This is a genomic window from Halomonas borealis (assembly GCF_004798905.1).
In the GTDB taxonomy this organism is placed as follows: domain Bacteria; phylum Pseudomonadota; class Gammaproteobacteria; order Pseudomonadales; family Halomonadaceae; genus Halomonas; species Halomonas borealis.
This window is the reverse complement of record NZ_SDMO01000012.1, coordinates 48,451-69,885: the sequence shown is the minus strand read 5'-3', so window position 1 is coordinate 69,885 and position 21,435 is coordinate 48,451. Positions and strand designations below refer to the sequence as shown.

Sequence of the window (21,435 nt, the reverse complement as noted above, 5' to 3'; positions counted from 1 at the left end):
CCATGACCCACTCCCCTTCCCTGAACCATCGCCTGACGCCCTCGAGTGCGGCCACCGCCGATGCCGGCCGGGCGCGCTACTTAAGCCTTCTGGGCCTGCTCGGGCTGGTGCTGCTGGCCAGCATGGGCCTGTCGCTCGGCCTCGGCAGCTTCCCCACTTCGTTTGGTGAAATACTGCACGCCCTGGCCTCGCCCCAGCACAGCGATATCGCCTTCATCGTCTGGGAGCTGCGCCTGCCGCGCCTCCTGCTGGCCGTGCTGGTGGGCGCGGCCCTGGCCGTGGCCGGCGCCATCCTCCAGGGCATGGTGCGCAACCCGCTGGCCTCGCCGGACGTGATCGGCATCACCAGCGGCGCTGCACTTGCCGCCGTGACCTTCCTGGCGTTGGCCGGCACCACATTGAGTATCCACTGGCTGCCGGCCGCCGCACTGATCGGTGCGCTGATCGCCGCCCTGCTGGTGTTCCTGCTGGCCTGGAAGGGCAGCGTCAGCCCTTCGCGCCTGGTGCTGGTCGGCATCGGGCTCTCCGCCGCCATGGGGGCCCTGACCACCCTGTTGATCGTGATCAGCGACGATGCCGCCGCCATGACCGCCTATGTGTGGCTGACCGGCAGCCTCTACGCCACCCAGTGGCAGGACGTGCTGGGCATGCTGCCCTGGCTGCTGGTGGCCCTTCCCCTGTGCCTGGCCCATGCCCGGCACATGGACGCCATGGCGCTGGGTGATGCAGTGGCCCAGGGGCTGGGGGTGAACCTGTTGCGCAGCCGGCTGGTGCTGATGGCCTGCAGCGTGGCCCTGGCGGGCGCGGCCGTGGCCTTCGCCGGCGGACTCAGCTTCGTGGGCCTGATCGCCCCGCATATCGCGTCCCGCCTGGTGGGCCGGGGCTTCGCCCGGTTGGTGCCCGCCGCCGCCCTGGTGGGCGCCCTGATCGTGCTCTACGCCGACCTGCTCGGTCGGGTGGCCTTCCTGCCCAAGGACCTCCCCGCCGGCATCTTCGTCTCGGGGGTGGGCGCGCCCTTCTTCGTCTATCTATTGCATCGCACCCGCGGCCAGCGTCACTAGGCTCTGTCCGAAAACTGGCTGCGCTCGGCCATACGGCGTTAAAAAACGACTCAAAGTACTCATTTACACCCCGTAAACTCCGTCTTTTCGCCGATTTTTTCCTTGTCTGGCCTTCGCTCGCCGACTTTTCAGACAAAGCCTAGGAGCGTGTTTCCAGACACACGTTGGTAATGGCCGCCGGGGACAAGGCGAAGCGGTCAGCCCCCTCGACCCAGCAAGGAGAGCCCATGTTCCATATCGTCCCTCGTCAGGACACGATCACCGAGCGACAACGGCAGCGCTATCACGCCATTGCCACCTCCACCCTGGGACACTTCACCGACTTCGGCGCCATCACCGCCCTCTCGCCGATCCGGCGTCCCGTGCGGCTGCTCGGCACCGCCCTGACGGTGAGGATTCCCCATGTCGACGGCAGCATCATCCGCGAGGCGTTGAAGATGGCCGGGCCGGGGGACGTGCTGGTGATCGACACATCCGGCGACCAACGACGCGCCTGCTGGGGCGAGTTTCGCGCCTACGCGGCGCTGCGCAAGCGGCTCGCCGGCGTGGTCACCAACGGCGCCATCACCGACTGGGACGCCCTGTCCCGGCTCGACCTGCCCACCTACGCCCGCACCACCAGCCCCCTGACCACCCGGGCGCTGGAGCTGGAGGGCGAGATCAACGTGCCGGTGGCCATCGACGGCGTCACCATCCACCCGGGCGACCTGGTGGTGGGCGACGACGACGGCCTCTTCGTCGTTCCGCCGCATCGTGCCGACGCCCTGGCCGACGCCGCCGAGGCCAAGCAGGCTCAGGAGCAGGAAAAACGCCATGCCCTGGAGGCCGAATTTCCCGAGTGGTTCCGCTAGGGAAGCACCGTACAAATGTCTGCGCGGGCGAGTCGCTGCGTTACGCGCTGCTCGCAAGCCTCACCTATATCCCATAGGCTCCGGTTGCTGCGCTGCGGGCGCCTTGCGCTTCATCCCGCTCGCCAATTTGTTCAGCGCTTCCCTGACAACGCCTCTGCGCTGAACATGCCGCCCCCATAAGACACCGCCCGACGATATGTCGGGCGGTGTCTTCCTCAAGGGTCGGCCGTTGTGGCAGTTCAGGCCTCGGTCAGCGCCTCGGCGACCGTTTGCTGGGCGGGTCGGCCGACCCGAAGGAAGGGGTTGCAGGTCGAGCTGGTGCCGAAGGGCATGCTGCCCGGCCCGCCGGCTCGCTCGATGATCGGCGCGATAAGCCGCTTGTAGGGCCACCGCTCTCGTTCGAAGAGCCGCTCCTTGAGCATGTCGCGATCATGATCGTCGAAGGGGATGGCGTCGATGCGAGCCTCGAGGCGGGCGGCCATCACTCTCCACAGCTCGGGAGCGGGCAGCGCGTAGTACTCCGCCAGGGTGTCGATGATCGCGCGCAGATTGACCTGGATCGCCAGGGTCTGCAGCCAGAACAGCAGGGCCTCGAGGCTGTCGTGATAGAGGGTGTTGGCGTGGCCAGGCTTGATGCAATAGCAAGGGTCCTGCATGCCGTGCCGCTCCAGGCGCGCGACGCTGATCCGCAGGGAATCGTGATCGCGCAGCAGCAGCCCCTGGCAGCGGCCCTCCTCGAACACCAGCACGGCGTTCTGGCCATGCACCTCCGCCAGCATGCCGAGGCGGAACAGCCGCAGGTTGATGTCGAAGAAGGTGTCGCAGAGCTCGCCGAACAGCGCGCGCACCGAGGCGGAATCGGCGGACATGCCGCGTTGGGCCAGCCAGTCGTCGAACACATGATGCTCGCCCCCCGGCAGCGGCGTGCCCAGGGTGGCCATGGGCACCAGGCGCACGCCCGGGTCGTCCAGCAGCGCGCGGGGGTAGCTTCTCACCATGGCCGAGAGATGCCGCGGTGCCTCGTCGAACAGCGTCGCCCCCTCCGGCATATAGGCCCACCACTTGCCCTCGTCGCACAGGTGGAGCCCCTCGGCGAGCCGGGTGTCCTTGTCCCTGGCCTGGTGCAGCAGGCGGGCACTGAGATCGCCGTTGGCCATCTTGACCGCCGGCAGGTAGCGGGAAGCACCCAGCGAATGGATGGCCATCGGCAGCTTCAGGAAGTGCGGGCTCGCCGTGGTGGGGGCCAACGAGCGCAGCGACGAGGTCGCGAGCCAGGGCTCGGTGACCGTGTCCAGCGAGACGCAGTCCCCCGCCGCGAAGGCCGCCTCAAACCAACGGGGCAGCGCGTGCTCGTGCTGCCAGGGATGCACGGGAATGGCGACGTGGCTGCTGGCCAGGCCCCGCGACGCCAGTTCCGCCTCGAGGGCCTGGCGAGCCGCGTCACCGGCGAGCCACTGCACCGGCGCGGGGCAATCTTCATCGACGCCGGCGCCGGTCATCACCCGGTCGCGGGCCATCGCCACCCAGCGCAGTCGGATGGGGGCGTTGAACTCGGCCATGTAGGCGCGATACTCGGCCTCGCTGAGCCCCTGCTTGGCCTTGGCCGTGGGGTGGTAAGGCCGGTCGAGCAGCGACGCCCACTGCTCCATGATCGCGAAGTGCGCGGCGGTGTCGCGCCCCGGCAGGTGGTGGGTCTCCACCCGGTGGTCCACCGAGCTCTGCGCCTGCCGAAGGCTATCGGCCAGCGCCTGGAGGAACACGCTCTGACCCTGGCTCAGGGCCTGATCGTCGTCGGACGCGGCCCCGAAGACCCGGCGCATGAAGGCCACGGGATCGAGCGAGACCCCGTCCCCGCCGTCGTGATCCCACAGGATCACCGGCGTGTGGGCCGCCTTCTCCCACGCCTGGGCGATGCCGGGCCGCAGCAGCATGACGATACCCCGGTGCGGGCCCTGCGGCCAGCGCCAGACACGGGCCTCGGGATCGGCGAGGTGGGGCCGGAACGCCGGCAGTCGGGCGAGCCGTTCGTCGGCCTCAAAGGGCGCCTGCCAGGTCGCGCCGAGGTCATCCAGCAGGCCCTCGACCAGCAGGCCATCCACCAGCGACTGCAGGATCTGCGCCTCGGCATGGCGCTGGGCATCGAGAGATTTCATGGTCGTGCACTCCATAGCAGTGAAGGAGAGAGAGGGATCGGCACGCTCGAGGGCGCCATCGCCCGGCCGATTCGCCGTGGAAGAAACATTCGCCATCGGAGACTTCATGGATCGGGGACCTCGCTCGCCACCGGCGCCCGGCCATCGTTTTCTACCGACGCCCGAAAATCGCTTGCCACCGGCGCCCGGCCATCGTTTTCTACCGGCGCTCGGACCTCGCCGAGCGCCCGCTGCAGGGCGCGAAAGGCGATGCCACGCTCGTCGCCCAGCATGAAGGTACTGACGCCCCGCGCACGCCAGCGGGTCTTGGCCTTGGCGTCACGCAGGAAGGCGCAATAGGGAACATCGTGCTCGCTCGCCGTGCGCTGGACCGCCTCCAGCGCCTGGACGACCTCGGGATGGCCGGACTGCCAGGTCACCCCCAGGGACTGGGACAGGTCCGCCGCCCCTTCCAGCACCAGGTCGAGGCCCGGCACCATACAGATGTCGCCGATCCGCTCCACGCCCTGGCGGCTCTCGATCATGGCGACCACCAGGATCTCCCGGTTGGCCGCCTCGACGTAGTCCGCCAGGGAGGCCTTGCCGAAGGATCCGGGCCGCCCGGCGTTGAGGCTGCGCTGGCCCTCCGGGGCGTACTTGCAGGCGGCCACGGCACGCGCGAGGGTCGCGGCGTCTTCCACATTGGGCAGCACGATCCCCTGGGCGCCGCCGTCGAGCAGGCGCAGCAGGGTCTTGGGATCGGCATCCGCCACCCGCACCAGGGGCGTCAACTGGTAGCTCTCGGCGGTGCGGATCATGTGCTCGACGGTTTCCGGGTTGATCAGCACGTGCTCGGTGTCGATCACCACGAAGTCGAAGCCCGCCTCGGCGATCAGCTCGATGGAGGCGGCCGTGGGCAGCGAGGCCATGATGCCGTGGACCTCCTGGCCTGCGGCCAGCGCCCGCTTGAGCCGGTTGGTCCTCAGCATGCGTCCTCCTCGCCCGGCGCGAAGGCCGCCAGCGGATTGGGGACGTGCTTGATCTGGGGGGCCTCGTCGCCGAACAGTCGACGGCGGGTCAGGGCCTCCACCTCCCACTGGGGCGCGAAGACATCGAAGCAGCGGTAACGCTCGGCGTGCTGGGGATGGGCGCGCTGGTAGGCCGTGATCTCCTCCGCCGTCATGGCCCAGAAGCGGGATTCCGCCAGGCCGAAGTGCCGCTGCAGGAAGATCGCCATCTCCGCCAGGGCGATGAAGAAGAAGGCATCGCAGGAGTAGTCGCGGACCGCCTCCGGGTCATCGGTGACGATGAAGGAGTTGCGGTTGAGGGCGGCATGACGCTCGGGCACGGGCGCCAGGGCCGGGGCCAGCTCGGGGCGAGCCAGATGGGCGGTGCTGAAGCGCACGCCGTCGTGGAAATCCTTCAGCGCCACCCGCAGCGGCCAGCCGTCGCGATGGATGACCACGATGTTCTGGCCGTGGGATTCCATGCCCACGCCCTCGGCGAACAGCAGGTGGATGATCGGCAGGGTCGCGACACGCACGAGCTGCCGGGTCCAGGCCTCCAGCCCGTGGCGCGCCACCCAGGGCGCGATGAAGGGGCCGTCGGGCTCGCCCTCAACGTCTCGGCTGAACTGGCTCAACCCATTGAAGGGCACGGCGCCTTCGCCGCCCTCGAGGAAGTCGCCGATATTCTGGCGCCAGATCGCGCCGACCTGGCCGTAGACGTCGTCGTAGCGGGCCTCCGAGAAAGCCCGTTCGTCCAGCGCCACGCCGGCCACCTCGCCGAGGATCACGAATCCCGCGCCCCTGGCGGTGGCGTCGGTGTCGATGAGTCCTTGGAGCCACTGGGTGATGATGGGGCCGTTGGTCACGGTGTGGCGCGCCAGGATGCGGGTGCTGGAGGTATTGGTGATGCTCATCGCCAGCTTGAGATAGGGCTTTTCCGACTCGCCTGGGGCCAGGGTGCGAATCGACTGCTGGGCGGTATAGGTCGCCTCACCCTCGCCCAGCACGGCGATCTCGCCGCTGGCGAGCTCCGGGTAGAGCGCCGGCACCAGAGCGTTTTCCCACTGCCAGGGATGCACCGGCATCGGCACGACCTCGTCTCGCGCCAGTTGGTGCCGGGCCAGGTAGTCGTCCAGGCTCGCCAGCACGCGCGGGCCGGCGTCCTCGGCGACCCGATCGGCCAGCGCCAAGCCGTCGACGGCGCCCTGATGGGCCAGGCGTTTCGGCACGGCCAGCCACAGGGCCCGCAGTGGCCGGGCGAATTCCGGCCCGTAGCGCTGGTTGTCGCGCAGGGAGAAGCCGAGCCGCGACTTGTAGCAGGGGTGATAGCTGTGGGCGTCGGTGAAGTACTGCTCCAGGGCATCGGCGCCCAGCGCCTGCGGTGTCTCGGTATAGGGCACCGGCCAGGCGGCCGACTGCAGGTCCTTGATCAGGGTCTGGGTCAATTCATTGACGAAGCCAGGCTGGATCGTCGCCTCGCCCAGGGCCGTCTCGATATCCTCGAGGCACCGTTGCAGGCTCACCGGCTCCGTCGATCCCGACGGCCCCTCGACCGCCAGGGTGGCGTGATCGAGGCGAATCAGATCGAAGCTGTGGCATTGCCAACCGCCGACACGATAGCGACGCTCGCCCAGGGTCAGGGCGAATCGTGTCGCCCCGGTGTTGCCGAATGCCGGCTCGGCGACTGCCTCATAGGGCAGCACGTCCTCAAAGAGCAGGGTCTGCAGCAGCTGGCCGACGACTCGCCGCTCGATGCGGGCGTGATGGCGCCAGTCCGTCGCGGCGCCGAACGGCGTGGCAGTGGATAGCGGGGCGTCGGAATCGTCCTCGATGGCCGTGGCCGGCGGCATAACGCGTTCATGGGATGACATAGGCTACCTTCGAAAAAGCATGGATCGGCAAAGTGGCTCGGTCAGAGCCTTGGCTCAGTTCGCGGGCCCAGTTCGCGGGCTCGGCGCGCCCGCTCTCTCGCGCCTCGAGCTCACGGCGATCCTGGGGCTCGCCGACGAAGACCTGCTCGGGACGGGGATGGCACAGGAAGTCCGCGTGGGAGATGTTGTAGCCATAGGCACCGGCCAGCGGCAGCACCAGCAGGTCGCCCACCGCCACCCCAGCCAGCGCCTGATGGCGGCTCAGCACGTCCTTGGGGGTACAGAGCTGGCCCACCACGGTCCAGGGACGGCGCTCCCCCGCCCTCGCCCGCTCGGGGTCGTGTGGCAGGTGAATGACCGGGTGATCGTGGTCCTGGGCCGCGGGCAATCGGAACTGGTGGGTGCCGCCCCGGCAGACGAGGAAGCCTTCCCCGTGGCTGACCTTGGTATCGAGCACCTCGATGGCGTAGTAGCCGCAGAAGGCCGAGAGGAAACGGCCGATCTCGAAGCGCACTCTAGGCGGCTCGGGCATGGCCGCCAGGCGCGCTCCCAGGGCCTCGCACAGGCCGGCCCAGTCGAACTGCGCGGGCGGGTGGAGCGAAGAGGATTGAAGATAGTTCACGCCGATGCCGCCGCCCACATTGAGCTGGGTGACTCGCTCGGGGTCGCGTGCCAGCGCGCGCCAGCGGGGCCAGCGCTCCAGGTAGGCGTCCAGCAGCCGCTGATGCCGCCGCTCACAGCGCTGATGCGACATCGCGTGGACATGAAAGCCGACCAGGGCCAGGTTCTCGGCGGCGTCGACCGCTCGCACGGCATCGGCCAGTTGCGCCTCGTCGATGCCGAAGGGCGTGGCGGTGCCGGCCATACGCAGGCGGCTGGAGAACTCCTCGGGCAGGGTCGGATTGATGCGTAGCAGCACGGGCTGGACATGATTCAGCGAGGCCGCGATCGCCTGCAGGCGAGCCACTTCGCCGAGGCTCTCGACATGAAAGGCCTCGACGCCCTGAGCCATGGCCTCGCGCATGTCGGCGTCCAGCTTGCCCGGGCCGGAGAGCACCCAGGGGCGCGGCGTCGCGCTGGCGCAGGCCCGAGCGATCTCGCCGCCGGACGATAGCTCCAGCCCGTCCACGATCGGCGCCAGCGTATCGATGATGGCCGCCTCGCTGTTGGCCTTGATGGCATAGTAGAGCTCGACGCCAAGGGGTAACGCCGCCTTCAGGGCGCGGCCATGGGCTTTGAGCGCCGGCAGGTCGTAGAAGAACGCCGCCATGGGGTCATCGCAGGCCCGTCGATGGTCATCGATGGCGGCGAGTATGCGCTTGGGAATCGTGTGCTCGGGAATCACGGCGGGCTCAGCCATAGGCCACCTCCCGGTTCACGGCCTGGGTGGCATACCAGGGGTTCGGCAACGCCACGTACTCGGCCTGGCGATCCGCCTTCGCCATCAGCCGCAGCTTGAAGTTGGTCTTGCAGGGCAGCTCGCCTCCCGCCAGCAGGGCATCCAGCTCGGGAGCCTGCGGGCCCAGGGTCCGTCGCACCCGGCACAGCTCGCCCAGGGTGTCCTGCCACAGCGCCTCGCCCAGGTCCGGGCGCTGCCAGCTCAGCGCCAGGATCGCCTCGGCGACATGATTGACCAGCAGGCAATAGGCGATGCGGTTCCAGCCCTGCTCGCGGTGATAGGTCATCGACTCCCTCACCCGGGGAGGCAACGACTCTCCGGCGAGCCAGTCCACGCCCTTGTCGTGGGTCAGCTTGACCCCCTCGAAGTCGCGCAGCAGCATTCGCCGAGGCATGCCCGCCTCGTGGATCAGCACGCAATTCTGCAGATGGGGCTCCATGACGATGCCGTGGCGGAAGAACAGCCCCAGCACCGGCGCCACCAAGGTGCTCAGGTAGGCCTGGAACCACTGCCGGACCCGGCCTTCCGGCGGCAGGGGCTCACCACCATCTTCCGAGGCTTCCCCATCGATAAAGGCCAGCGCCATGGGCGCCAGCTGGGCATCCCGGGCGAACAGCGTCGCGCTGAGCAGGCAACGCTCGGGGGAGAAGCGCTCGCAGAAGTTTTCCCGCAGGATCATGCCGGTCTGCTCGCGGAACCAGCGCCGGTCGTCATCGCTGCCCGCGGTGGGGGTCCAGTGCACCGTGGCCGGCTCCTGGGCCACGCACAGCGCCTGGAGTGCCGCGTCCTGCTGCTGGGCAAGCCGGTGCATGATGCGATCGATGATCAGCGTGCTCTCCAGCTCGTACCAGGCGTTCTTGCGTACGCAGTTGGTGATGCGCACGTTAAGCGACCCCTTGAGGAACCAGGGATGTCCCTCGAGGTACCAGGTGCGCATCGACGCGGTGGGCGCGGCCTGCCAGCCGCTCTGGCCGAGATCGCCGATGATACCGCTCTCGATCATCTCCGCCACCCGGGCATCCCGGCGGAACAGGTCGGCCTGCACCGGGTGCATGCTGAGCACCACACGATCGCCGCCCTCGGCATGGCGCTGATCCGCCACCTGCGGCAGCACGTCCGGGGCACTCAGGCGATTGGCCTGGACGCAGAGCCCGGCCACGGGGAAAGAAAACTGGTGCAGGGGCGTGGTGGCGCCGAATTCCGGCGCGTAGGCGGGTCTGTCCTGCCGCAGGTGAGACGGCCATTGCCGGGCCTTGGGCGTGGGGTGGTTGGGATGGCCGAACCACAGCCCCTGCTCGCTGCGCCGGTAATCCGCCAGCGGATCGAGCCGGGGACGGTCGGCGGCATGGGCGACGATGGTCGTCATGACGTCCTGGCTGTGCAGGACCTGCTCGCAGAGTTCCCGGTTGAGGGCCCCGTCGTGCCAGCGGCAGTGCGCCAGCAGAGAGGCTATCAGCTCCGCCATTCCGGGGATGCACCAGCCGGTGGCCCCCGCCTCCCGAAGATAGACCTCTGAGAGATAGAAGTGGCTGCCGATCACCGAACGCCGGTCCACCATCACGAACAGCGCAAGCGAGGCCGACCATTCGATCAGCAGCGGCGTGCCAGGCAGCGGTTCCGGCAGGCCCTCCCGATGGGCCGGCCAGCGATGGGCCAGGCTGTCATGGGGGATTGCCACTTCCTTGATGATGCAATTCAGCAACGCATGCATGGATGCATGTCGGCTCGTCTCGTCGGATCGACGAGAGCAACGGGCGTAGCGCATGTGGCCTCCGCAAGATTGCGTCCTGTGACGACTCACCTACCGGTAGCTTGCCGGTCCATCGGTCCTCGGCATGCGTCGAGCGGTGAGTCCGCGTGTCCCTCGCTCATCACTTTGCGAAGTCGTCATGGGGTGTTGGGGATGATCATGGCCATCGAGAGAGTCGCCGGCATTGGCCGAAGCCCCTCCCGCTAACGGCGCTATCACCTGCAGGCGATGGCATCGCCGCCTGCTGACGGGGCAGCGCCGGCTTTGCCTCGTTGATCCAAACCCAGTATCGCAAATGAGAATTGTTAAGATAATCACTTGCTGCCCGACTGTCTAGGCCCCAACCCTCCGCGCATCGAACGATACAGCGAAGATGTTTACATTCATTGAAAATGAGAATTCATTGCCTTAGGGTGCCTTGATTCCGAGATCACACCACGGGCCTCCCATGTCCTCGACACCCGCCAAGCCGCCGCGACTGACAGGCGAAGCCCTGCGCGCCGGATACGAGTCCCGCCGCGTGCTGGACGGCGTCGACCTGGCGGTGGCCGAAGGCAAGCTGACGGTGCTGCTGGGCCCTAACGGCAGCGGAAAATCGACGCTGTTGAAGACCCTGGCGCGCACCCTGACGCCCAGCGCCGGCCGGGTCTGCCTCGATGGCCAGGACATCCACCGCCGCCCGACCCGCGAGGTCGCGCAGCGCCTGGGTATCCTGCCCCAGGGCCCTGCCGCCCCGGAGGGGCTCACGGTCAAGCAGCTAGTCGGCATGGGACGCTTCCCGCACCAGGGGTGGTGGCGGCAGGATGCCGAACGGGATGCCCGCGCCATCCGCGAGGCGCTGGCCTATGCCGATGTCACGGACTTCGCCGAACGCGGCGTCGATGCGCTCTCAGGGGGCCAGCGCCAGCGCTGCTGGATCGCCATGGTGCTGGCCCAGGAGACCGAGCTGCTGCTGCTCGACGAGCCCACCACCTTCCTCGACCTCAAGGTCCAGGTGGACCTGCTGGACCTGCTCGCCCGCCTGGCCCACGAGCACGGCCGTACCCTGCTGGTGGTGCTCCACGACTTGAATCTGGCGGCGGCCTACGCCGACCAGCTGGTGATGATGCGCGACGGCCGCATCCTGGAACGCGGTACACCAGGCGAGATATTCACCGCCGCCAACCTGAAGCGGGTATTCGACCTCGACGCCAACGTGATCCGCGACCCCCACAGCGGGCAGCCGGTCTGCGTGCCGCGGCTGGCCAGGTCCGAGGCGCCGAGCCAAATGCTGGCAGGACAGGCACCATGACCGCGCCCAGCCACGCCGAGGAACGTCGAGGGTCGTCCAACCCCCGACCGGCCCAACGCTTCTGCGCCGAGGACAGCCTGGCCATCGGCGACCCGCTGGTGGGTAGCGCCGCCCACGCCGAGCGCAACCTGCTGATCAGCTGGCCACGCCCCAAGTGGCTACGCAGCCTGCGCCAGGCCAAGGACATGCCCGAGGCGGTGCGCGAGCGCCTCGGGGCCCTCGCCGAGGCGGGACGCCGCGTCAACCTGATCCACCGCCGCGGCGAGGACGCCGAGCTCCACCGCATCTTCCTGATGCCGGAATGCCGCGAGTATCGGGTCCCGCGGGAAGAACTCGAGGCCTTCCTGGCGGCCTTCGCCGATGACGCCGCGCTGGACGCCTGGGCCGTCGGGAAGGTGACCCGGCCGCTGATCCTGTGCTGTACCCACGGCAAGAAGGACAAGTGCTGTGCCAAGTTCGGCTATGCCACCTACCAGGCCATCGCCGGCGCCGTGGCGCGTGATGAGCGGCCCTTCGAGGTCTGGGAGAGCACTCACCTGGGCGGCTGCCGGCTAGCCACCAGCGCCCTGGTGCTGCCCGCCCTGCGCAAGTATGGCCGCATCACCCCCGCCGAGGTGCCGGGGCTGCTCGAGGCCGAGGGCGAGGACCGTCCCTACCTGCCCTGCTACCGCGGCGACTCGCGGCTGACGCCCGTCGAGCAATGCGCCCAGGTCGCGGCGCTGGAGTGGCTCGCGGCCCGCGGCCACCATGCCAGGGCCTCGGTCGAGGACGCCCTGATCGATGACGATGGTGACGATGATGGCTCCCGCCGGCGGCTGCCGGTCCGCTGGCAGGCCGGCGAGCAGGAGGGCCGACTGGTGGTGAGCTGCCTCGAGAGCGAGCTGATCCGCCACGATACCTGCTCGGACGCCGACGCGGGCCCGCCGACGCCGAGCCGCGTCTGGCGGGCCACGCGGATCGATTGATGGGGCTCACAACACCTCTGCATCACGCACCCCTTGAAATCGCCCCCGTGGTCCCTAATGTCTAGTCATGTGGCGTAGTATCGAGCCATTGCAAGATGGACTTTCTCAAAGGAGCGATCACATGACTCTGAAGAAACCGCTTAACTCGGCTCTGCTCGGCGCACTCCTGGTCGGTGGCCTCGGTGCCGGTAGCACCGCACTGGCCGCCCCCCAGGGTCTCTACTCCGCCGACGAATTGACCGACGCCGACGTCGTCACCCAGGCCGACCCCGGCCAGGATATCGGCGAAGTGGAAGACGTGCTGCTCGACGACAACATGCAGGTGCGCGCCCTGGTGATCGACACCGGCGACCTGCTCGACTTGGGCGAGAAGCAGTACGTGATCGAGACCGGCAACTTCACCGTCGAGACCCATAACGGGGAAAGCCTCGAGGACGTGGAATACGTGGTCCATGTCGCCCTGAGCGAAGAGGAAATCACTCAGCAGCCGGAATACACCGACAATTGGTGGAGCGAAGCCAAGCAGAGCACCCGCGAAGCCTGGTCAGACACCAAGGAAGGCGCCAACAGCGCCTGGGAAAACACCAAGGCCGCGACATCCAGCGCCCTGACCCGCGCCGGTGCCGCCCTCGAGGAGGCCGGCGACGAGACCCAGAAGGCCGCCGAATAACGCGCCACACGACACTTCCCGTTTCACTCTTCCCTTCCCTTCAGACGCCCCGGCCCTCGCCGGGGCGTCTCGCGTTCAGGCCCGGCGTAGGTCGGCCAACAGCGGGGCCCCGCTGGCCGGGTCCGGTATCAGCGTGCAGGTTACCCCGTACAGCTCGTGCACCAGGGCCTCGGTGACCACCTCGGCCGGTGACCCCTGGGCGACGATCCGCCCGTCGCGCATGGCGATCAGGTGATCGGCGTAGCGGCAGGCGCTGGCCAGGTCGTGCAGCACCAGCGCCAGGGTCCGCCCATCGGCGGCCAGCCGCCGCACCAGTTCGAAGACCTCCAGCTGGTGGCCCAGATCGAGCGCCGAGGTCGGCTCATCGAGCAGCAGCAGCGGGGTCTGCTGGGCGATGGTCATGGCGATCCAGGCACGCTGACGCTGGCCGCCGGAGAGCGCCTCCAGCGGCCGCTCGGCCAGCGCCTCCAGCCCCGCCGCGACCACCGCCGCCTCCACCGCCCGCTGATCGTCGCCGGACCACTGGCGCCACCAGCCCTGGTGCGGCTGGCGGCCGAAGCGGATCAGCTCGCCCACGGTCAGCCCCTCCGGCGCCGTGGCCTCCTGGGGCAGCAGCGCCAGGCGCCGGGCGAGTTCACGGGTCGGCAGGCGCCGGATGTCCTCGCCGTCGAGCAGCACCGCCCCGGCGCTCGGCGCATGCAACCGCGCCAGCCCGGCCAGCAGGGTCGACTTGCCGCAGCCGTTGGGGCCGACGATGGCGGTCACCTTGCCCGGCGGCAGCGCGACGGCCAGCTCCTCGATGATGGGGGTACGGCCATAGGCCAGGCTCAACGAGCGGGTCTCTAGGCGATGGGACGGGGTCATGGCGATGTCCTCTTGGCGGTACGCAGCAGGATCCACAGCAGCCAGGGGCCGCCGACCACGGCGGTGACGATACCCACCGGCAGTTCGATGGGCGCCAGCAACAGCCGCCCCGTCAGGTCGGCCAGCACCATCACCAGGGCGCCGGCCAGGGCCGAGGCGGTCAACGGCACGCCCCGGGGCGAGGCCAGCGAGCGGGCGATCTCGGGGCCGATCAGCGCCACCATGCCCACCGGGCCGGCCACCGCCACCGCCAAGGCGGTCAGCAGCACCGAGAGCGCAAGCACCTGGACGCGCCGGCGGCGCAGCTCGACGCCGAGCCCACGAGCCACGGCGTCGCCGAAGCGCATCAACGACAGCGAGCGGGCAAGCGCGATGGCCAGCGGCCCAGCCAGGGCCAGGCCCAGGGCGAGCCCCGTGACGGCCCCGCTCGAGCGGGCGTTGAGGGTGCCCACCGTCCAGGGATAGGCGGCGTTGGCGGTGTCGATGTCCACCCGGGCCAGCAACAACTGGGTGACGGCGCCGAACACCGCGCCGATACCGATGCCGGCGACGATGAAGCGGTAGCCGCGGGTGTCGCCGCCGCTGGCCACGCCGAAGGTGATGGCCGCCGCGGTGGCGGCCCCGACCATCGCCATGGCCGGCGGCGCCAGCGACACGCCGAGCCCCACCACGGATGCCACGGAGAAGGCCGTGGCGCCGTTGTCGATGCCGATGATGCCCGGCGTGGCCAGGCGGTTGCGGGCCAGGGTCTGCATCAGGCAGCCGGCCAGCGCGAAGGCGGCGCCGGTCAGCCAGGCCGCCAGCAGGCGCGGCAGGCGCAGCTCCTGGACCACGAAGACGGCCATGGCATCGCCCTCGCCGCGCAGCGCCGAGAAGGCACCGGCGGGCGACAGCGACTGCTGGCCCAGGCACAGGTAGGCCAGCGACGCCGCCAGCAGCACGGCCAACAGCAGCAGGCCGACGCCCAGCGCGCGACGCTCGATCAACAGGTGCCGTTCGCCCCGGGCCAGCCGCCAGCAACCGGGCGGCGGCGCGACGCGTTCGCCGACCGGCGCCCCGAGGCGCTCGGCGTCGTCGCGATGGGGCATCGAGAGGGTATCGGACATGCGGGTCTCCGGCTCACAGGGTCGGTAGTCGGCGGGCCCGCACCACGGCCACCAGCACCGGGGCGCCGACCAGTGCGGTGAGCACGCCCAAGGGCAGTTCCGAGGGCGCCACCACCAGGCGCGAGACCACGTCGGCCGCGAGCACCATCAGCGGGCCCAGCGGCAGGCACAGCCACAGGGTACGGCGGATGTCGGGGCCGGCCAGGGCACGGGCGGCGAAGGGCACCACCAGGCCGACGAAGGCGATCGGTCCAGCGATGGCGGTGGCACCGCCCACCAGCAGCGCCACCGCGACCACCACCAGGGCCCGCACCCGACCGGGACGATGACCCAGCCCCGAGGCGACCCGCTCGCCCAGCGCCAGCGCCGCCAGCGGCCGGGCGATCAGGCCGGTGACGGCGAGCGCCAGGGCCAGGCTCGGCAGCACGGCGACGAGGTCGTCGAGGCGGCGGCCGGCCAGGCTACCGACCACCCAGAAGCGGATCTCGTCCGCGGTGCGCTGATCGAACAGCAGCAGCAGCGAGGTCAGCGAGGCCAGCAGCGCCGAGAAGGCGGCCCCGGCCAGCACCAGGCGTACCGGGTCGTCGCCCAAGCCGCGCAGGCGCACCACGCTCATCACGCCGACACAGCCCACCAGGGCGCCGAGCTGGGCCACGGCGACGCGCAGGGTCGCCGCGCTGGCCCCCAGCCACAGCGCCACGGCCACGGCGAAGGCGGCCCCGGCGCTGACGCCGAGCAGCCCCGGCTCGGCCAGCGGATTGCGCGACACCGCCTGCAGCAGCGCCCCGGCCACGCCCAGCGCCAACCCCACGGCGATGCCGATCAGGGTGCGCGGCAGGCGCAGGGTCCCGACCACGAAGCGCGCCTCCTCGTCGCCGTGCCCGGCGAGCGCCGCCAGGGCGCGGGCCGGGCCGACCTCGCCGGCGCCCCACAGCAGGCTTGCCAGCGCCGCCAGCACCAGCAGCCCGGACAGCGTCAGCACGACGCGGGAGAGCCTCGCCGATGGGCGGGGCTCGGTGTTGACGGTGGTGGCCTTCGACATCAGGGCACGAGTGCCGCTTCGATGTCGTCGAGGATCGCCTCGGCGGCCAGCGGGCCGTTGGCACTGGTCCACAGCTGGCCGTCCACCGGCACCACCCGGTCGTTCTCGACCACCGGCAGGCGGGCGAACGCCGGGGAGTCCTTGGCGGACACCAGGGCCTCCTCGCCTTCCTCGTTGAGGGTGGCCAAAAACAGCCAGTCACCCTGCAGCTTGGACAGGTTCTCCAGGCTCAGCGGATCGCTGTGGGCGCCACGCCCGTTGATCAGGCCGGCGTCGTCGACCTCGAGCCCCACGGCGGCGAGCAGCCCGGCGGAGAAGAGGCGGTCGGACATCACCAGCGGCCCCTGGGGCATCCAGCGCACCAGGTTAGCGGTGGCACCGATATCGGCCACGCCCACGCGCTCGGCCAGCTCGGCGGCACGGGCCTCGACGTCATCGATGGCGGCGTTCACCGCGTCCTCACGCCCCAGCGCCTGACCATACTGACGGGCCTCGGTCTTCCAGGCCTGCGGCGTGACGCCCGGGCTCTGCGGCACCACCGTCGGTGCGATCTTCGACAGCAACGCATACTGGGCATCGGCGAGGCTCGGCCCGGCCAGGATCACATCCGGGCGCTCGCCGACCACCGCCTCCATGTTGATCTCGCGGACCACGCCGACGACCGCCGGCCGCGCCTCGTCGAGATACGCCTCGAGGTAGCGGGCCACGTCATCGCCGCCACGGGTGGTCACCGCGCCCACCGGCATCACGCCGGCCGCCAGGGAGGCGTCCAGGGCCCCCTCGTAGAGGGTCACTACCCGCTCGGGGGCGTCGGGAACCTCGAGCTTACCCTGGGCGGTGTCCAGGGTGCGGGCCTGGGCCGAGCCGACCGCGACGGCCAGCGCCGTCGCCAGGCAGGCACCGGCCAGCAGCGGCGTCTTGGGCAAAGAAAGCGACATGGAATCTCCTTGGCTCGCCGGGCGCCTGGGCGACCGGCGATGAAAAACGATGACTAATGATAATCAATATCAAGAAAAGCCTCAGCCTCGGGACCGGCAACGCCTCGTTCGAGGTTTCGCAACGTCGGCTCGCCCGTCACGTGGGGAGGCGCCGGCTCATAGGCTGCCGGTGATCTCTTCCAGCTGGGCACGCACGCTCTGCAGGCCGTCGCCGGCGAGGTACCAGAGCCCCGGCGAGAGCGCCGTCACCTCGATCGCCTCGCCACCCTCGTCGGCCAGCGCCGCTTCGAGCGAGACGACGTCCAGCGGGGTCTCGCCGATGGCCGCGCTGCGATCGACCACGAACAGCGCATCCGGGGCCATCTCGGCGATGGCGGCCGGCGTCAGCGGATGAAAGGTGCGGGTACCGCGGCTCACCGGCTCGACGGACGCCGGTACCGCCGGCTGAGCGATCTCCAACAGCTCGTCGACCACCGGCGCCTGGCGCAACGAGTAGTGGCCGTCGTTATGGATCACCACCACCGCTTCGAGGTCGTCGGGCAGGCTCTCGCGGGCCGCTTCGATATCGGCGTGCAGGGCCTCGAGACGTTCGCGCGCCTGCGCCTCGGCGCCGAAGGGCGCGGCCATCCCCAGCACCTTGTCGCTCAGCGCCGCGAAGTAATCGCCCTCGCCGAGGGTCACGTCTCGAGTCTCGGCCACCGCCCGCAGCGCCTCCAGCGAGTCGGATTGGCGACCGGTGACCAGGATCAGGTCCGGCGCCACCTCGGCGACCGCCGCGGCGTCGGGCACCTTGAGCCCTCCCACATCGGCACGCCCCTCCACCAGGTGCGCCACGTAGGCCGGCGCCGGCTGATGCGGCACGCCGACGAGGCGATCCGCCAGCCCCAGGGCCGCCAGGGTATCCGCGGCACCCCAGTCGAAGCTGACCACCTCGGGGGCCCGCGTCTCGCCTTCTACCTGATGGGCCTGGGCCATCATCGGCGCCGCGCAGGCACCCACCATCACGGCCGTCCGCATCCAGTTCGTCGTCATCATGCTCTCCTGTGGCTCGTTCATGGATCAGCCATTGTCACGGCCCGACCTGAGCCCGACCGCGGCGTTATGGCGTGCTCGATAGCGACGATCAGAATTCGACGTTGACCCCCAGCCACAGGCGGCGGCCATCCTCGACATAGCCGTACTCGTCCCCGGTGATGTCCTCGTCGAACAGGTTGTAGAGACCGGCGTTGACGGTGGTCTGCGGTGTCAGCCGGTAACCGAGGCCGGCATCCACGAAGGTGTAGGACGGGGCGACGATGGCACTCTGGGAAGGGCCGGTGGTGGGCTGGCTCTCCTCGCCGCGATAGGTCAGGCGGGTCCACTGGTTCAGGCGCTCGGTGGCCTGCCAGTCCAGCGACGCCGTGACCCGGTGCTTGGGCAGCTGGGTGAGCGGATCACCCTCGTACTCGCCGCTCTTCTGCTCGGAGTCGGTGTAGGTATAGCTGGTGTTCAGGTCCAGGGTGTCGGCCAGCGGCGTGGACAGGGAAAACTCGACGCCCTGGGTGACCGCCTCATCGACGTTGACCCGGTAGGTGGGATCGGAACCAAACTGATTGACGCCGTCGGTGCATATGGCCCCCGGGCAGGTGATCCGGGTGATCTTGTCCTCGAAGTCGGTATGGAAGACGGTCAAGCCGGCCATCAGGCCGTCGTCGCCGGCATAGTGCAGGCCCAGCTCCTGGCTGAGCGAGGTCTCCGCCTCCAGGTCCGGATTGCCGTAGATGTTGCCACCGCGGCTGACCTGGACCCAGCCGGGACTGGTGTGACGCAGGTCCGGTGCTCGGAAGCCGGAGGAGGCGCCGCCTTTCAGGGTCCAGCGATCGTCCAGCTGCCACACGCCATAGAGACGCGGCGACCAGTGGCTGCCGTACTTCTCGTCCTCGTTGAGGCGCACGCCACCGGTCAGCGAGAAGGCCTCGGTCATTCGCCACTCGTCCTCGGCATAAAGCGCCCAGCGATAGCGTTCCAGCTCGCTCAGGCTAGACGTCCTGGACTGGTTGCCGCCGTCCTCCAGGCGCTGGTTTTCGTACTGCCCCCCCAGGGTCAGCATGTGGGCCCCCAGCGGCAGCACCATCTTGGTATCCGCCACGCTGCTCTGGTAGTTCATGTCGCGCGAGGGGTTGTCGACCTCTTCGTGCTGCACATGGCTCGTGGTGCTGCCGGCATCGAAGTGCCCATCGTGGCTGAGCGCGACGTGGCGACGATCGTATTCCTGCTCGGATCGCTCGTTCGGCCCCCGTCTCCCTGCCAGCGCGACGGACTCCCCGGGATTGGTGATACGACGCTGCCGGCTGTAGCCCGCCTCCAGGCCGAGCTCGTGGATCTCGTCGGGCGTCCAGGTCAGCTTCGCGGTGCCGCTGGCCAGGCGCTGATCGGCATAACCATCGACGATGGCGTCCTCGTCGCGCTGGTCGTACTGGCCGTAGACCTGCAGGCCGAGCCGCTCGTCGACCAACGGGCCGGCCACGTGGAAGCGGCTGTTGTGGGCGTCGCCGGAATCAGCGTCTTCCTGGAGCGTCAGGCTGGTCGAGACCTCGCCACCCCACTCCTGCGGCACCTTGCGGGTGATGACGTTGATCACCCCGCCCAGCGCATCGGAGCCATACAGCGACGACATGGGCCCGCGGATCACCTCGATGCGCTCGATGGCCGACAACGGCGGCAGCCAGCCCTGTTCGATGCCCGGCCCATCGCTGTTGGGCCGGGTCTCTCGCGAGCCCTGGCGCTTGCCGTCGACCAGCATCAGGGTGTACTTGGCCCCCATGCCGCGGATGCTGATGTCCTGGGACGACCCGCCGCCGGTGACGGTCACGCCCGGCACGTTGCGCAGCGCATCGGTGATGTCACGATAGGCGCGGCCTTCCAGATCCTCGCGGTCGATGACGCTGATCGAGGCCGGGGCATCCTGAATCTGCTGCTCGTAACCGGCGGCGGTGACCACGACCGCATCGAGCTCGGTCGTCTCCTGGCCCATGGCGGCGGAGGCCGCCAGGCTGGTGACCAGCGACGCGAGGGCGGTTCGGGGAGAGGGGAACGACATGTAGGGCGACTCCTGAAGATCCCGTCGGCCTCGATGGACCGACCATTCATTGAATAGGAATTTTTATCATTAAGATTCTTCCACATTCTCCCTCATGCGTCATCGCACACCGCGTTGCGGAATGCGCAACGACCAATGACAACGATAATGATTTTCAACCAAAGGCTTGGTACGATGCGCCTCCCGTTAGCGGCCTACGGCTTATTCCTATGCATGACGCCGATGAACTGCTCGCCTTCGCCGACGTCATGGACAGCGGCAGCCTGACGCTGAGCGCCCAACGGCTGGGCGTGGCCAAGTCGACCCTCAGCCGGCGCCTCCAGCAGCTGGAGACGCAGCTCGGCCAGCCGCTGATGCGACGCCAGTCGAACCGCCTGGCTCCTACCGAGGCGGGGCGTGTCTTCCACGATTACTGCCTGCGCCTGATCGCCTTGGCTGACCAGGGCCGCCAGGCCCTGGACGAGTTGCGCGAGGACATCAGCGGCGAACTGACCCTGGAGGTCCACGAGGCCTTGGCACGCAACTGGGTGGGGCCGGCCCTGGATGAGTTCTTGGCGCGCCATGCCGGCATAAGACTGAGCCTGCGCACGCGCGAGCGGCTGCCACACGACGCTAACTCGGTGGTGGTGTGGTACGGTGAGGTCGGCGAGACATCGCTGCGCCAGGAAACACTCACCCGACTGCCCCGCGGGCTCTACGCCCACCCCGACTACCTGGCCCGCCACGGCACGCCGACCCATCCTCACGACCTGGATGGCCATGCCTGGATCGACCTGCTCGGCGAGGCCGAACGCGGCCTGACACTGCGCCATGCGCGCGAGGGGGAGCACGATGTCCGCCCGCCGGGTTCACGGCTCCGCGTCGATCATCTGCTGCTACACGCCGACGCCATCGTGCGCGGCCACGGCCTGGGCATCCTGCCGGTATGGATGGCCGAACGCCGCCGGGCGGCTCATCCGGACCAATTGGTGCGTTGCCTGCCCGACTGGCAGGCCACGGCGACGCCGGTCAGCCTGCTCTACCCGCACGGTCACCGGCCGCGCAAGGTCTCGGCATTGCTCGAGTTCCTGCGCGGCGCCTGCCCCGCCGGCTGGGCCACAGCGCCCGAGGTAGGCGGCCCGAGTGGCCGTGATGCCTCCTGCGTCCGCGGTTGCTAGAATGGGGGGCTAACGACGACGCTCAAGGAGCGAGCATGGGACTTCGTGAAATCACCGTCGGTGGCCTCTACCTCTCCCCCCTGTTGCTCTATGTCCTGCTCGGCCTCGGCGCTACCCTGCTGATCCGTGCGGCTCTCTATCGGCTGCTGGGCGCGAATCGCCTATGGTTCGAGGCCTGGTTCGATACCGCCCTGTTCGTGATCTGCACCGCCGCCATCGCCTATTTCTCTTCCGCCACCGGGAACGTCTGAA

General features: G+C 69.2%; 18 protein-coding genes. 7 read left to right on the top strand and 11 right to left on the bottom strand.

Features of this window, described 5'->3' with window-relative positions; all coding sequences use genetic code 11:
• Nucleotides 1–2: 2 nt before the first annotated feature.
• Entirely contained in the window at nt 3–1,061 is a 1,059-nt protein-coding gene (locus ETC07_RS12235; protein WP_136248802.1) for a FecCD family ABC transporter permease, read from the top strand.
• A 227-nt stretch (nt 1,062–1,288) separates the two neighbouring features.
• Nucleotides 1,289–1,912: an RraA family protein gene (locus ETC07_RS12230; RefSeq protein WP_136248801.1), complete on the top strand. Its 624-nt coding sequence runs from the start codon at nt 1,289–1,291 to the stop codon at nt 1,910–1,912.
• 239 nt (nt 1,913–2,151) lie between these two features.
• Here the strand turns inward: ETC07_RS12230 and ETC07_RS12225 are convergent, their stop codons facing one another.
• The 5 genes from ETC07_RS12225 to ETC07_RS12205 all read right to left on the bottom strand — a co-directional run bounded on the left by ETC07_RS12225 (nt 2,152) and on the right by ETC07_RS12205 (nt 10,032).
• Complete coding sequence (locus tag ETC07_RS12225; protein WP_240724638.1) at nt 2,152–4,065, bottom strand: IucA/IucC family protein; 1,914 nt, start codon at nt 4,063–4,065, stop codon at nt 2,152–2,154.
• Between the two features lie 104 nt (nt 4,066–4,169).
• A complete protein-coding gene (locus ETC07_RS12220) occupies nt 4,170–5,033 on the bottom strand; it encodes an HpcH/HpaI aldolase family protein (protein ID WP_136248800.1) in 864 nt (287 codons plus the stop codon).
• Nucleotides 5,027–6,901: an IucA/IucC family protein gene (locus ETC07_RS12215; RefSeq protein WP_240724637.1), complete on the bottom strand. Its 1,875-nt coding sequence runs from the start codon at nt 6,899–6,901 to the stop codon at nt 5,027–5,029. Before ETC07_RS12215 ends, ETC07_RS12220 begins: the two co-directional genes overlap by 7 nt.
• Nucleotides 6,902–6,908: 7 nt before the next feature.
• Nucleotides 6,909–8,282 (bottom strand): type III PLP-dependent enzyme, encoded by a 1,374-nt coding sequence (locus ETC07_RS12210; RefSeq protein ID WP_136248798.1) that lies wholly within the window; start codon nt 8,280–8,282, stop codon nt 6,909–6,911.
• Nucleotides 8,275–10,032 carry an IucA/IucC family protein gene (locus ETC07_RS12205; protein ID WP_240724636.1) on the bottom strand — a complete coding sequence of 586 codons (1,758 nt, stop codon included), beginning with the start codon at nt 10,030–10,032 and terminating at the stop codon, nt 8,275–8,277. The genes ETC07_RS12210 and ETC07_RS12205 overlap by 8 nt, the downstream gene beginning before the upstream one ends.
• A gap of 487 nt (nt 10,033–10,519) precedes the next feature.
• On the opposite strand from ETC07_RS12205, the gene ETC07_RS12200 reads away from it, so the two are divergent.
• The 3 genes from ETC07_RS12200 to ETC07_RS12190 all read left to right on the top strand — a co-directional run bounded on the left by ETC07_RS12200 (nt 10,520) and on the right by ETC07_RS12190 (nt 12,997).
• The gene (locus ETC07_RS12200; protein WP_136248796.1) at nt 10,520–11,362 is read left to right on the top strand and encodes an ABC transporter ATP-binding protein; all 843 of its coding nucleotides are present in this window, start codon (nt 10,520–10,522) and stop codon (nt 11,360–11,362) included.
• A complete protein-coding gene (locus ETC07_RS12195; RefSeq protein ID WP_136248795.1) occupies nt 11,359–12,327 on the top strand; it encodes a ferredoxin family protein in 969 nt (322 codons plus the stop codon). Before ETC07_RS12200 ends, ETC07_RS12195 begins: the two co-directional genes overlap by 4 nt.
• Nucleotides 12,328–12,448: 121 nt before the next feature.
• Entirely contained in the window at nt 12,449–12,997 is a 549-nt protein-coding gene (locus tag ETC07_RS12190) for a PRC-barrel domain-containing protein (RefSeq protein ID WP_136248794.1), read from the top strand.
• A gap of 75 nt (nt 12,998–13,072) precedes the next feature.
• Here ETC07_RS12190 and ETC07_RS12185 read toward each other — a convergent pair whose 3' ends face one another.
• The 6 genes from ETC07_RS12185 to ETC07_RS12160 all read right to left on the bottom strand — a co-directional run bounded on the left by ETC07_RS12185 (nt 13,073) and on the right by ETC07_RS12160 (nt 20,026).
• The gene (locus ETC07_RS12185) at nt 13,073–13,861 is read right to left on the bottom strand and encodes an ABC transporter ATP-binding protein (protein WP_136248793.1); all 789 of its coding nucleotides are present in this window, start codon (nt 13,859–13,861) and stop codon (nt 13,073–13,075) included.
• Nucleotides 13,858–14,949, bottom strand: coding sequence for a FecCD family ABC transporter permease (locus tag ETC07_RS12180; RefSeq protein WP_240724642.1), 1,092 nt, complete (start codon nt 14,947–14,949; stop codon nt 13,858–13,860). Before ETC07_RS12180 ends, ETC07_RS12185 begins: the two co-directional genes overlap by 4 nt.
• Nucleotides 14,950–14,980: 31 nt before the next feature.
• The gene (locus ETC07_RS12175) at nt 14,981–16,009 is read right to left on the bottom strand and encodes a FecCD family ABC transporter permease (RefSeq protein ID WP_240724635.1); all 1,029 of its coding nucleotides are present in this window, start codon (nt 16,007–16,009) and stop codon (nt 14,981–14,983) included.
• Nucleotides 16,009–16,947 (bottom strand): ABC transporter substrate-binding protein, encoded by a 939-nt coding sequence (locus tag ETC07_RS12170; protein ID WP_136248791.1) that lies wholly within the window; start codon nt 16,945–16,947, stop codon nt 16,009–16,011. Before ETC07_RS12170 ends, ETC07_RS12175 begins: the two co-directional genes overlap by 1 nt.
• 156 nt (nt 16,948–17,103) lie before the next feature.
• Nucleotides 17,104–17,979 (bottom strand): ABC transporter substrate-binding protein, encoded by an 876-nt coding sequence (locus ETC07_RS12165; RefSeq protein WP_168709221.1) that lies wholly within the window; start codon nt 17,977–17,979, stop codon nt 17,104–17,106.
• A gap of 91 nt (nt 17,980–18,070) precedes the next feature.
• On the bottom strand, nt 18,071–20,026 hold the full coding sequence (locus ETC07_RS12160) for a ligand-gated channel protein (RefSeq protein WP_136248789.1): 1,956 nt from the start codon (nt 20,024–20,026) through the stop codon (nt 18,071–18,073).
• 209 nt (nt 20,027–20,235) lie between these two features.
• Here ETC07_RS12160 and ETC07_RS12155 point away from each other — a divergent pair, with 209 nt between their 5' ends.
• Together ETC07_RS12155 and ETC07_RS12150 are read left to right on the top strand one after the other, a co-directional pair.
• The gene (locus tag ETC07_RS12155) at nt 20,236–21,183 is read left to right on the top strand and encodes a LysR family transcriptional regulator (protein ID WP_136248788.1); all 948 of its coding nucleotides are present in this window, start codon (nt 20,236–20,238) and stop codon (nt 21,181–21,183) included.
• Between the two features lie 35 nt (nt 21,184–21,218).
• Nucleotides 21,219–21,434: a DUF1656 domain-containing protein gene (locus tag ETC07_RS12150; RefSeq protein WP_136248787.1), complete on the top strand. Its 216-nt coding sequence runs from the start codon at nt 21,219–21,221 to the stop codon at nt 21,432–21,434.
• Nucleotide 21,435 lies beyond the last annotated feature (1 nt).